This window comes from Amnibacterium sp., assembly GCF_051956055.1.
In the GTDB taxonomy this organism is placed as follows: Bacteria; Actinomycetota; Actinomycetes; order Actinomycetales; family Microbacteriaceae; genus Amnibacterium.
Genome location: NZ_JBQCGC010000011.1, coordinates 16,953 through 28,938, shown reverse-complemented (window position 1 = coordinate 28,938; position 11,986 = coordinate 16,953). Strand labels below are relative to the sequence as shown.

The window sequence follows — 11,986 nt, the reverse complement described above, 5'->3', positions numbered from 1 at the left end:
ACCGGAGGGCAGCGGCTCGGCACCGCGGGCGCGAGCGGCCACGATGGAGCCGTGACGACGGTGCCGGACGCCCATGCTCGCCCTCGTCGAGGGCTCTTCCTGCCCCCGTTCGACGCGTTCGCGGACCCGCGGGTCGTCGCGGACGTCGCCGCCCTGGCCGAGGAGGCCGGCTGGGACGGCGTCTTCGTGTGGGACCACGTGCGCTACTCGCCGCCGGTCGCCGCGATCGCGGACCCGTGGATCTGCTGCGCTGCGATCGCTGCGCGCACCGAGCGCATCCTGTTCGGACCGATGGTGACCCCGCTCCCCCGCCGCAGGCCGCACGTCGTCGCCCGCCAGGCCGCGAGCCTCGATCTGCTGTCCGGCGGGCGGCTCGTGCTCGGGTTCGGCAGCGGCGACGACTGGCTCGGGGAGATGAGCCGCTTCGGCGACGAGGCGGACGCGAAGGTGCGCGGCGACATGCTCGACGAGGGCCTCGACGTGCTCACGGGGCTGCTCTCCGGACACCTCGTCGAGCACCTCGGCCGCCACTACCGCGCGGAGGATGTGCGGTTCCTGCCCGCGCCGGAGCGGCCGATCCCGATCTGGATCGCGGGCCGCTTCGGCCGCACCAAGCCGCTTCGGCGCGCCGCCGGCTACGACGGCGCGTTCGTCATCGGCTACCCGGGGCCGGAGGGGGTGGCGGTCGTGCGCGAGACGCTCGCGGCGGAGCGGCACGACCTCTCCGGGTTCGACGTCGTGGTCGACGTCCCGGCCGACACGGACGTCGAGCCGTGGCTGGCGAGCGGCGCGACCTGGGTGCTGACCCGGTTCGGCCCGTACGGCCTCGACGTCGACGCCGTGCGCGCGGTGGTGGCCGCGGGGCCGTGAGGCTCAGCCCTCCTCGGTCTGCAGCTCGTCCTCCCGGTGCGCTACCTGCCGCTCGACGCGGCGGTCGGGGATGAGCCACATGGCCGCCACGACGGCGTAGACGAGGACGCCGAGCCACGGGGCGACGTACGAGAGCCCGATGCCGAGCACGTAGAGCACGGGCGACGCCTTGCCCTTGACGTCCCGGCCGACCGCCGCCGCGAGCCTGGAACGGGGTCCCTCCGCGTGGATCAGCGTCCGCTGCAGCAGAAAGTAGGCGCCCGCCGCGAGCAGCAGCACGACGCCGTACGCGGCGACCGGCACGGGCGACACCGCCTCCCGATGCGCCGTCTCGGCGATCCACTCCTCGCTCATCCAGCCGGTGATGAACGGGACGAGCGAGAGCCAGAACAGCAGGTGCAGGTTGGCCCAGAGCACGCCCCCGCTGACCCGGCGGACGGCCTGGAACATGTGGTGGTGGTTGTTCCAGTAGATGCCGAGGTAGACGAAGCTCAGCAGGTACCCGAGCAGCACCGGCACGTCGTGCCCGAGCGCACGCCAGTCCGCGCCCGCCGGCTTCGGCAGCTCGAGGACCATGATCGTGATCAGGATCGCCAGCACGCCGTCGCTGAACGCCTCCACCCGGCCCGTGCGCATGCCGTGACGCTAGCGGTGACGCGGGCGCACGGTGCGCGGCGCGTACGCTGGATCCGTCGACCGCCGGGACGGCGGAGGGAGGCGGCATGGCCGCCGGAGTGGACGCGCTGCAGACGCGACCGGGTGTTCTCGCCCGGCTCGGCACCGTCGTCGTGACCGCGGTGCGCTGGGTCGGACGCCTGCGCGGCGACCGCGTGCTGCCGGGAGCGGCGCTGCTCGCCGCCGTCGTCCTCGTGCTCGTCGAGACGTTCCTCGTCGCGGCGCCGTACCTGCCCCTGCCGCTCGCGTTCGCCATCGTGATCGTCCATGTCGGCGCCGTTCCGGTGGCGCTGCGGATCCCGAACGTCGCCGCGCCGCTCTCCCTGGTCGCCGCGCTCACGCTCCAATGGCTGTCGGCAGGCACGGGCTCGATGCTCTGGCCGTGGTCGCCGGTGCTCATCGTCACGCAGTGCCTCGTGCTCGGCGCGGTCGCGGCCCGCACGACGCTGCCCGTCGCGCTGCTGCACTGGCTCATCGCCGTCGTGCTCTCGGCCGTGCTCGCCGCGGTCCTGCGCCCCGCGTCCGGCGACGAGACCTCCGCCGACGTCGCCGTGTTCGGCAGCATCTCCGCGGCCCTCATCGTCGTCGCCCTGCTGCTCCTGCAGTGGCGGCGGGTCCGCTCCGAGCTGGTGCACGAGCGGCGGATGGCCGCCGAGGAGGCGGAGCGGCGCCTCCTCGCGGAGGAGCGCACCCGGATCGCCCGCGAGCTGCACGACGTCGTGGCGCACAGCCTCTCCATCATCACCGTGCAGTCCTCGACGGCGCGGTTCCGCCACCAGGGCTTCAGCCCCGAGGCCGCAGCCGAGTTCGACCGCATCGCCGCGCAGTCGCGGGAGGCGCTCGACGAGATGCGGGGGCTGCTCCGCGTGCTCCGCGGTGCGGACGAGGATGCGGAGCGACGGCCGCAGCCCGGCCTGCTCGACGTCGAGGAGCTCGTCGCGCAGGCGCACCGCGCCGGCACCTCGATCGTCTTCGAGCAGCCCGCAGGGCCGTGGACGGCCGGCGTCGGGCCGCTCACCGGCCTCACCGCCTACCGGATCGCGCAGGAGGCGATGAGCAACGCCATCCGGCACGCTCCCGGCTCCGACGTCGTGGTCGCGCTCGCGCGGATGGGGGACGACATCACCGTGTCGGTGGTCAACACCGCGACGGGCGAACCCGCCGTCGACAGCCGGTCCGGGCACGGGCTCGTCGGCATGACGGAGCGGGCCGCGATCGCGGGCGGGACCGTCCGGTTCGGGCCGACGGAGGAGGGCGGCTTCGCCGTCGAGGCGCGGCTGCCCGTCTTCGTGCGGTCGGGGGTCCCCGCGTGAGCGTGCGGGTCCTGGTCGTCGACGACCAGGCGATGGTGCGCGCGGGCTTCGCAGCGCTGCTCGATGCGCAGCCCGACATCGAGGTCGTCGGGCAGGCGGCCGACGGGGCGGAGGGCGTCCGGCTCGCAGCCGAGACGCGACCCGACGTCGTGCTCATGGACGTGCGCATGCCGGTCCTCGACGGCATCGAGGCGACCCGCACGATCCTCGCGGACCGGGGCGCGCCGCCGCCGAAGATCGTCGTGCTGACGACCTTCGACGTCGACGACTACGTGCTCGAGGCGCTCCGCGCGGGCGCGAGCGGCTTCCTGCTCAAGGACGCGCTGCCGGACGACCTCGTCGAGGCCGTCCGCATCGTCGCCCGCGGGGACGCGCTGCTCTCGCCGAGCGTCACGCGACGCCTCATCGAGCGCTTCGCGGCGCGTCCGACGGGGACGACCGCGATCGGCTCGGACCTCGACGTGCTCACGGATCGGGAGCGGGAGGTGCTCCGCGAGGTGGCGCAGGGCCGCAGCAACGGCGAGATCGCCGCGGTCCTCTTCATCGCCGAGCAGACCGTGAAGAGCCACGTCAGCCGAGTGCTGACGAAGCTCGGCCTCCGCGACCGCGCGCAGGCCGTGGTCGTCGCATACGAGTCCGGTCTGGTCGTCCCCGGCGACTGACGCGCAGGACGCGCCGGAGGCAGTACCCCGGTACGGGCCGCAGGACGGCTCCGCGGAGGGATTCGTCGCGGTCGCCGGATCCGTACCGTCCGGAGTGTGACCACCACCGCACCTCCCCCCTTCCGCACGACGCTCCCCCGCCGGGCGCCGAAGGGCGGCGCGCAGGCGGCGCACGCGAGCGACTACACCGAGCTGTCCCGCCGCGTGAAGGCGGCCGGGCTGCTCGAGCGCCGCCACGCCTCGTACGTGCTGCGGACCGTCCTGCTCGCGGTCGCGCTCGGCGTCGGCATCGCCGCCGCCGTCCTCGTCGGCCACTCCTGGTGGCAGCTCGGCGTCGCCGCCTGGTTCGGCGTCGTCTTCGCCCAGGCCGGGTTCCTCGCGCACGACGCGGCCCACCGCCAGGTGTTCGAGTCCGGGAAGCGCAACGAGTGGTTCTCGCGGATCGTCGCGAACCTCGTCGTCGGGCTCGGCTACGGCTGGTGGATGCAGAAGCACACGCGCCACCACGGGAACCCGAACACGCTCGGCAAGGACATGGACCTCGACCCGAACCTGATCGTGTTCACGGAGGAGGACGCCGCCGCCCGATCGACCGGCGTCGGCGCGTGGCTGCGCCGCCGGCAGGGCTGGCTGTTCCTCCCCGCGATGACGCTGACGGGTCTCGACCTGCACGTGAAGACCATCCGCATGCTCCTCTCCGAGGAGAGCGTGAAGCACCGCGGCGTCGAGGCGCTGCTGCTCACCGTGCGCCTCCTGGGCCTGCCCGCGCTGCTCGTCCTGAGCGCCGGGCCGGTCATCGGCCTCGTCGCTCTCGCCGTCCAGGTGCTGCTCTTCGGCTTCCTGCTCGGCGGCGCCTTCGCCCCGAACCACATCGGCATGCCCACCATCGCCCGCACGCAGAAGGTCGACTACCTCCGCCGCCAGGTGCTCACCTCCCGCAACATCACCGGCGGCCCCGTCGTCGACTTCCTGATGGGCGGGCTGAACCACCAGATCGAGCACCATCTGTTCCCGAGCCTGCCGAGCGCGAACCTGCGGCGCGCGCGCACGATGATCCGCGAGTACTGCCTCGAGATGGGGCTGCCCTACACCGAGCGGGCACTGCCCCGCGCGATGGCGGACGTGGTCCGCTCCGTGCACCGCATCGGCCTGAAGGCGGCGGACCCGTTCGACTGCCCCGCCGCCGCGGCCATGCGCATGGCGTAGGACGCGGACATGCCGAAGGGCCCGGGAGCGATGCTCCCGGGCCCTTCGTTCAATTCGTGGGACGAATCAGAAGCGCCCCGAACCCGATGGGTTCAGACCGCGCGGATGTTCGCGGCCTGCGGGCCGCGGTCGCCCTGCGCGATGTCGAACTCGACGCGCTGGTTCTCCTCCAGGTTGCGGAAGCCCTTGCCCTGGATGGCGGAGAAGTGCGCGAAGAGGTCGGCGCCTCCGTCGTCGGGGGCGATGAAGCCGAAGCCCTTGTCGCCGTTGAACCACTTCACGGTACCGGTAGCCATGTCTGCCTGCTTTCTCGAATCGATCGACCCGGAGGTCCCGGATCGGCGCCACGCTGAACACACGCGTTCGAGATCGCCGGCTTCCACCGTCGAAAGTCAATCCACCTGCTACAACACAACTGCGGGACCCACCGTAGCCCAGTGCTCGGCCCACGCCTACGGTTGAGCGGAAATGCGTCCGCTCCGCTTCCGGAGCCGCTCAGACCCAGACCGGCGTCGAGGCCTCCGGGTACCGGGAGCCGGAGGCCCCTTCGGGGACGATCTCCTGGATGCGGGCGAGGTCCTGCGGGGTCAGCTCGACGCCTGCGGCGCCGATGTTCTCCCGGATCCGGGCGACGCTTCGGCTGCCGGGGATCGGGACGATCTCGTCGCCCTGGGCGAGCAGCCAGGCGAGGGCGAGCTGCGGGGTCGTGATCCCCTTCTGCTCGGCGAAGGCGTGCAGCTCGTCGACGATCCGGCGGTTCGTCACGTAGTGCTCCCCCTGCCAGCGCGCGTTGTGGCGGCGGAAGTCGTCCTCGGCGTACTCCTCCGCGGGCCGCACGTCGCTCGTGAGGAACCCGCGCCCGAGCGGCGAGTAGGGCACGAACCCGATGCCGAGCTCCTCGACGACCGGCAGCACCGCCTCCTCGACCTGCCGCTCGAAGATCGAGTACTCCGTCTGCAGGACGGAGACCGGCTGCACCGCGTGCGCCTTCCTGATCGTCTCCGGGCCCGCCTCGCTCAGGCCGAAGAAGCGCACCTTCCCCTCGTCGATCAGGCCGCGCACGGCGCCCGCCACGTCCTCGATCGGCACGGCCGGATCGACGCGGTGCTGGTACAGCACGTCGATGACGTCGGTGCCCAGAGCGCGGAGGCTGTCCTCGACCACGTCCCGGATGTGCTGCGGACGGCTGTCGAGCCCGTTCGGGCGGCCGTCCGGACCGAAGCGGAAACCGAACTTCGTCGCGATGACGACGTCCTTCCGGTACGGCGCGAGCGCCTCCCCGACGATCTGCTCGTTCAGGTGCTTCCCGAGCCCGTAGAGCTCGGCGGTGTCGAAGAAGGTGACGCCGAGCTCGAACGCCTTCGCGATCGTGCGGACCGCCTCGTCCCGGTCCGGGCCGGGGCCGTAGGCCATGGTGAAGCCCATCGTGCCGAGCCCGATGGCGGAGGCCTCGAGGCCGTGGGTGCCGAGTGCGCGCGTCTGCATGCCGCCGACGCTACGTCCACCCGCTCGAAAGCCGGGTGGGTGCCGGTCAGGTCAGCCGTCGGGCGAGGAGGGCGGCGCCCTGGGCCGGCCCGAGCAGCGGAACGCGCAGATCGAAGCCGTCCCCGAGCGCCGTGGTGAACGCCGAGAGCAACCGGGGCGCCTGGAACACGCCCCCGGAGTACGAGACCGGGACGACGCCGTCCGCGCCGAGCGCCCGACGCACGGCGTGGACGAGCGCGGCGAGCTCCCGCCCCGCCTCCGTGACGATCGCGGCCGCAGCGGCGTCGCCGTCCTCCGCCGCCCCCACGACCACGCGGGACAGGGCGGCGATGCGCGCGCGGTCCCCCGCCCACTCCCCCATCACGACGCCGATGACGTCCAGGTCGGTCGTCGCGCCGACGATCTCGCGGATCCGTTCGTGCAGCAGGCCGCGCGGGAGGCGTCCGTCGCTCATCCGGGCGAAGGCGTTCAGCCCGCGCACCGCGATCCAGTGGCCGGAGCCCTCGTCGCCGAACACCTCGCTCCAGCCCCCGGCGCGTGCGGAGCGGCCGGCCCACTCGCCGTAGGCGATCGATCCGGTGCCCGCGACGACGTCGATGCCGTCCGCACCGCCGAGCGAGCCCGCCCAGCCGGCGACCGCGTCGTTGCCGACGGCGTAGCGGTCGTGTCCGAGCACCTCCCCCGGTACCCGGTCGAGCACCGCGAGGTCCGCCGTGGACTCGCCGTACCCGGGCAACGCGAAGAAGGCGCGGTCGACGGACGCCGGGTCGATCCCCGCAGCCGCGAGCCCCTGCTGCAGCACGGACCGGATGAGGGCGGCGTCGGCGGGCAACGCGAAGAGGCTCGGCGTCGTCGCTTCGGCGAGCACCGCGCCGTCGTCGTCGACGAGGACGAACGCCGTCTTCGTCCCGCCGCCGTCGACCCCGAGCCAGCCGCCCACGGTCAGCCCTCGAGTGGGTGGATCGTCACGCCCTGGACGACGCGGTTCACGCTGCCGCCCGGGAACGGGTTGTCGGTCGGGACGCCCGCGTTCACCGACGCGGTGAGTGCGAGCAGCTGGCCCACCACGACGAACGGCACGGCCAGCCAGCCGTCGTCGAGCCCGTCCAGGCCGTCGAGCACCCAGTCCGCGTCGCCGCCGCCGGACGCGCGCACGGTCAGTACCGCGTCGTCGCCGATCGCGGCGCGCAGCTCGCGCGCGATGTCGTCGTCGTAGCGGCTCGTGTACGGGTCCGCGGAGGCGTAGACGACGACGAGCGTCGCGGCGTCGACGACCGCCTTGGGACCGTGCCGGAAGCCGAGCGCGGAGTCGAAGTAGGTGTCGATCCCGCCCGCGGTGAGCTCGAGCACCTTGAGCGCCGACTCCCGCGCGATGCCCGCCAGCGGCCCGCTGCCCAGGAACACGATGCGCTCGGGCGCCCGCGCCGCGAGCGCCTCGATCCGGCCGCGGGCTGCGAGCACCTGCGCGCCCGCGTCCGCGACCGCGGCGAGGACGTGCTCGTCGTCGCCGAGCAGCACGAGCAGCACCGACAGGAGCATCGACGTGAAGCTCGACGTCATCGCGAAGCCCTCGTCGTTCGACCGCTCCGGGGTGAGGAGCACGAAGGACCGGGGCCGATCGGCGTGCACCCGCGCGAGGCGTCCCTCCGCCGCGCACGTGATGACGAGGTGGTGCACCCGGCTCAGGACCCGGTCCGCGGTCTCGGTGGCCGCGAGGCTCTCCGGGCTGTCGCCGGATCGGGCGAACGACACGAGGAGGGTCGGGACGTCCTCCGCGAGACGGCCGGCAGGGTCGGAGACGAGGTCCGTCGTGGCCACCGCCTCGATCCGCCGGTGCAGGCGCCGCGACAGCGCCGGTGCGGCGACCTCCCCGACGAAGGCCGAGCTGCCGGCACCGGTCAGCACGATGCGCAGGTCGGGGGCGGCGAGCAGGGGGCCGAGGAACGCGTCGAGCGCTGCGCGGCGCCCCGCGACGATGCGACCGGCCTCCCGCCACACGTCGGGCTGGCGGGAGAGCTCGCGCTCGGTCGCGGTGCCCTCGCCGAGGCGAGCGGTGAGCAGGGTGTCGTCGGTGTCGTGCGGTTCGCGGAGGGTCATCGGCGGACTCCAGTCGGGGCGGAGGCGAGGTGGTCGCCGGCGCTGGTGGCGGCGGCGTACGGGCGGAGGGCGTCGCGCACCCGGTCGAGCAGGAGCGCCCGGGGCTCGTTCGGCAGCGATCCCCGGCGGACCCGTGCGTACTGGGCGGGCAGGTACTGGCTGAGCAGCGGTTCCGCGATGCCGGCCGCCCCGAGGTTGGTGAGGAGGCGGTCGACCGCTTCCTCGATCCGTGGGTCGGGCAGGAAGTAGCGCATCCGGTCGCTGTAGCTGAAGCGCCGTGCGATGCGCTGCTCGTCCGGGGTGCCCTCGTAGTAACGCTCCCAGCGGCGCGGATCGCCCCGCATCACACGCTCGATCACGTCGAGCAGGTCCGATCGCGCAGCCGGTGCGATCAGCTGGTCCTCGATCGCCGCGAGGGCGAAGAGGCCCTCGCGGAGCGCGAAGGTCAGGCCGGGACCGACCTTGAGGACGGCCCAGTGGTCGCGGACGAGCGCGGTGAGGCCCTCCTCCAGCTGGTAGTCGGTGGAGTGCGCCTCGAAGACCGTGTGCGGCTCGTCGTCGAGGACGCGCTGCAGGTCCGTGGTGCGCGACGGGTCGTAGTCGAACACGCGGACGTGGTCGAACTCGACGCCGGGCTGCACGACGAGCGCCATGACCCGCGGCCACGCGTCGGCTCCACCCACGGCCTCGAAGGCCCTGCGGTGCGCCGCGAGCGTCGCCCGGGCCGCGTCCGCCGGGGTAGGGGCGAGCGCGTCGATGGTCTCGTGCGCTCCCCCGGGCACCGGGACCTCCGTGCCGATCACGTAGCGGACGGCATCGCGGTCCGGCGCGGCATCCTCCGCCGCGGCGAGGAGCCGTGCGGCGCGGGCGGCGACGACCTCGTCGGTCAGGGGCGTCGCGTCGCCCGCGAGGGGCATGCTGCAGTCGAGGTGCAGCTTCGTGTACCCGGCGGCCGCGTAGGCGCGGACGAGGTCCTCCGCGTGGCGCATCGCGGGCTCCTCCGCCTCGCCCTGCCAGGTGTTGGGGCCGAGGTGGTCGCCTCCGAGCACGACGCGCTCGATCGGGAAGCCCTCCTCGTCCGCGATCCGGTGGACGAGATCGCGGAAGTCGGCGGGCCGCATGCCCGTGTATCCGCCGAACTGGTCCACCTGGTTCGAGGTCGCCTCGATGAGGACGAAGGTGCCGTCGTCGGAGGCCTGCCGCATCGCGGCCGTGAGCACGAGCGGGTGCGCCGAGCAGACGGAGGTCACGCCGACCGCGCGCCCGGCCTTGTGCGCGCGGAGCACGGCTCCGAGGTGGTCCATCATGCGTCGCTGCTCCTCACCGCGGTCGGCGTCGCGGCCATCGTGCGCCATCGGCCGTCCCAGAGACGAAGCGCGCAGGCAAACGAGCGGATGGACTGCGCGATCCGCGCGATCCGCGCGATCCGCGCGATCTGCGCCGTCATCGCCCCGCTCGGCGCACGTGGGCGAGGTGCGCGGCGCCGATCGCCGCGGCCGCGGTGCCGTGCGCGGCGGGGAGGACGACGGGCTCCGGGAAGCCCGCGAGCCGCTCGGCGAGCGAGGCGCGCAGCGGCTGGAGCAGGGCGTCACCGGCTCGTGCGAGGCCGCCGCCCACCACGACGGTGCCGGGGGCGATGAGCGCGACCGCCCATGCGAGCACCTCGGCGAGCGCGTCGACCGTCTCCTGCCACCGCGCTGCGGCTGCGGGGTCACCAGCCTGCATCGCGGCGAGCACCGGCGCCGCCTCGGCGGCGCCGAAGCGGCGAGCGAGCCCGCCGGCCGAGGCGACCTCCTCGACCCGGAGGCCCCGATGCGGACCGGGCCCGAAGCGCAGCTGCCCGACCTCGCCCGCCCACCCCGTGCCGACGGGGCGCGCATCGGCGTCCACGATCGCGAGGGCGAGGCCCGTCCCGGCGGGCGCGAACACGAGCGCGCCCGGCCGGCCGGCGCCCGCCCCGCTCAGCCGTTCCGCGACGGCGCCGGCGCGCACGTCGTGCGTCAGCGCCACCGGCAGACCGGTCCGCCGCTCCAGGAGGTCCCTGACGGGAACGTCGCGCCACCCCAGGTTGACCGAGATGCGGCAGACGCCGGTGTCGTCGTCGACGATGCCCGGCGTCGCGACGCCGATCGCGCCGACCCCGGCGAACCGCCCCCCGAGCGCCGCGAGCAGGTCGGCCGTCCGCTCCCCCGTCGCGTCGTCGCGCGGCGTGGGCACCGTGGGCCCGGCGGCGCCGCGCCACCACGTCTTGATCGCGGTGCCGCCGACATCGACCCCGAGCACGTCCTCGTCCATGGCGTCAGCATCCCGGATCGGACCCGCCGGCGAGCGATCGGATCGCGCGAATCGCGCTGTCGGACTGCGCACTTCCGGCCGGATCGATCACCGCTGCGCGCCGCGGCGCCAGACTGCCGCCCACCGACGACGGGAGGCGGCATGGGCGACGCGAGGACGACGGGCACCGCGGGGACGACGGCGCTGCGGGTCGGGGTGATCGGGGTCGGCCAGCGCGCCGAGATCGCCCAGCACGTGGGCTCCACGGACACCCCGGCGCGGCTGGTGCTGGCCGTCGACCCGACCGAGGCGGGCCGGGCTCGCGCGGTGCGCAGCTTCGGCCGGGACGTCCGGGTCGTCGCGTCCGTCGGCGACGGGATCGGCGACGAGCTGGACGCCGCGATCGTGACGACCCCGGACGACACCCACGCCGCCGTCGCGATCCCGCTGCTCGAGGCCGGCGTCGCCGTCTACCTCGAGAAGCCGATGGCGATCACGCTCGAGGACTGCGACCGCCTGCTCGACACTGCGGCGCGGACCGGAACGCCGCTCTACGTCGGGCACAACATGCGGCACATGTCCGTCGTCCGGCAGATGAAGGCGCTGATCGACGATGGCGCCATCGGCGAGGTGAAGTCGATCTGGTGCCGCCACTTCGTCGGCAACGGCGGTGACTTCTACTTCAAGGACTGGCACGCCGAGCGCCGGCACGTGAACTCGCTGCTGCTCCAGAAGGCCAGCCACGATCTCGACGTCATGCACTGGCTGGCCGGCCGGTCCACGAAGCGGGTCACCGCGCTCGGGGCCCTGACCGTCTACGGCGCCGTGCAGGACCGGGGCATGCACGAGGGACAGGTGATGCCCGATTGGTTCTCGCACGACAACTGGCCACCGGAGGCCCAGACCGGCCTGAACCCCGTCATCGACGTCGAGGACGTCTCGATGATGCTGATGGACCTCGGCGACGGGGTCACCGCCAGCTACGAGCAGTGCCACTTCACGCCCGACTACTGGCGGAACTACACGGTGATCGGCACCCGCGGCCGGCTCGAGAACTTCGGCGACACCCCGGGCGGCGTGATCCGGATCTGGAACCGCCGCCACGACTGGCAGCTCGCCGGCGACGTCGAGGTACCGATCGAGGGTGAGGGCGCGGGGCACGAGCAGGCCGACGTGCGCACCATGGCCGAGTTCCTCCGGCACGTCGCGACGGGCGCACCCACCGAGATCTCCCTGATCGCCGCCCGCGACGCCGTCGCCGCCGGCGCGCTCGCGGCTGATTCGCTTCGCGACGGCGGCAGGCCACGCGATGTGCCGCCCCTGCCGGCCGACCTGATCGCCCGGCTCGACGCCCGATCCCAGAGCTCCTCCTCCCGCACCACTCCCGTACCACGCAGCTGAATG

13 protein-coding genes are annotated in these 11,986 nt (G+C 73.7%); 5 read left to right on the top strand and 8 right to left on the bottom strand.

The genetic code is table 11. The annotated features are described in order from the left end of the window. Positions 1-51: 51 nt before the first annotated feature. Positions 52-870, top strand: a complete 819-nt coding sequence (locus ACTHLI_RS01505; RefSeq protein WP_440181013.1) for an LLM class flavin-dependent oxidoreductase — start codon at positions 52-54, stop codon at positions 868-870. Between the two features lie 3 nt (positions 871-873). Here ACTHLI_RS01505 and ACTHLI_RS01500 read toward each other — a convergent pair whose 3' ends face one another. Then, positions 874-1,506: a TMEM175 family protein gene (locus tag ACTHLI_RS01500; RefSeq protein ID WP_440181011.1), complete on the bottom strand. Its 633-nt coding sequence runs from the start codon at positions 1,504-1,506 to the stop codon at positions 874-876. Positions 1,507-1,592: 86 nt separating this feature from the next. Between ACTHLI_RS01500 and ACTHLI_RS01495 the strand changes: the two genes are divergently transcribed. The 3 genes from ACTHLI_RS01495 (at position 1,593) to ACTHLI_RS01485 (ending at position 4,726) form a co-directional block, all read left to right on the top strand. Beyond that, entirely contained in the window at positions 1,593-2,858 is a 1,266-nt protein-coding gene (locus ACTHLI_RS01495) for a sensor histidine kinase (RefSeq protein ID WP_440181009.1), read from the top strand. Next, on the top strand, positions 2,855-3,520 hold the full coding sequence (locus tag ACTHLI_RS01490; protein ID WP_440181007.1) for a response regulator: 666 nt from the start codon (positions 2,855-2,857) through the stop codon (positions 3,518-3,520). Before ACTHLI_RS01495 ends, ACTHLI_RS01490 begins: the two co-directional genes overlap by 4 nt. A 96-nt stretch (positions 3,521-3,616) precedes the next feature. Further along, positions 3,617-4,726 carry a fatty acid desaturase family protein gene (locus ACTHLI_RS01485; RefSeq protein ID WP_440181005.1) on the top strand — a complete coding sequence of 370 codons (1,110 nt, stop codon included), beginning with the start codon at positions 3,617-3,619 and terminating at the stop codon, positions 4,724-4,726. Between the two features lie 92 nt (positions 4,727-4,818). On the opposite strand, the gene ACTHLI_RS01480 is transcribed toward ACTHLI_RS01485, so the two are convergent. From ACTHLI_RS01480 to ACTHLI_RS01450, 7 genes are all read right to left on the bottom strand, one after another. Continuing rightward, positions 4,819-5,022, bottom strand: coding sequence for a cold-shock protein (locus tag ACTHLI_RS01480; protein ID WP_119482067.1), 204 nt, complete (start codon positions 5,020-5,022; stop codon positions 4,819-4,821). Between the two features lie 199 nt (positions 5,023-5,221). After that, the gene (locus ACTHLI_RS01475; protein WP_440181002.1) at positions 5,222-6,211 is read right to left on the bottom strand and encodes an aldo/keto reductase; all 990 of its coding nucleotides are present in this window, start codon (positions 6,209-6,211) and stop codon (positions 5,222-5,224) included. Positions 6,212-6,257: 46 nt separating this feature from the next. Continuing rightward, the gene (locus tag ACTHLI_RS01470; RefSeq protein ID WP_440181000.1) at positions 6,258-7,151 is read right to left on the bottom strand and encodes an N-acetylglucosamine kinase; all 894 of its coding nucleotides are present in this window, start codon (positions 7,149-7,151) and stop codon (positions 6,258-6,260) included. A gap of 2 nt (positions 7,152-7,153) precedes the next feature. Next, entirely contained in the window at positions 7,154-8,308 is a 1,155-nt protein-coding gene (locus tag ACTHLI_RS01465; protein ID WP_440180998.1) for an SIS domain-containing protein, read from the bottom strand. After that, complete coding sequence (locus tag ACTHLI_RS01460) at positions 8,305-9,615, bottom strand: D-tagatose-bisphosphate aldolase, class II, non-catalytic subunit (protein ID WP_440180997.1); 1,311 nt, start codon at positions 9,613-9,615, stop codon at positions 8,305-8,307. The genes ACTHLI_RS01465 and ACTHLI_RS01460 overlap by 4 nt, the downstream gene beginning before the upstream one ends. Beyond that, positions 9,612-9,755, bottom strand: a complete 144-nt coding sequence (locus ACTHLI_RS01455) for a hypothetical protein (RefSeq protein ID WP_440180995.1) — start codon at positions 9,753-9,755, stop codon at positions 9,612-9,614. Before ACTHLI_RS01455 ends, ACTHLI_RS01460 begins: the two co-directional genes overlap by 4 nt. Continuing rightward, positions 9,752-10,603, bottom strand: coding sequence for an ROK family protein (locus ACTHLI_RS01450; RefSeq protein ID WP_440180993.1), 852 nt, complete (start codon positions 10,601-10,603; stop codon positions 9,752-9,754). Before ACTHLI_RS01450 ends, ACTHLI_RS01455 begins: the two co-directional genes overlap by 4 nt. 141 nt (positions 10,604-10,744) lie before the next feature. On the opposite strand from ACTHLI_RS01450, the gene ACTHLI_RS01445 reads away from it, so the two are divergent. Further along, positions 10,745-11,983, top strand: coding sequence for a Gfo/Idh/MocA family protein (locus ACTHLI_RS01445; RefSeq protein WP_440180991.1), 1,239 nt, complete (start codon positions 10,745-10,747; stop codon positions 11,981-11,983). The last annotated feature ends 3 nt before the right edge of the window (positions 11,984-11,986 follow it).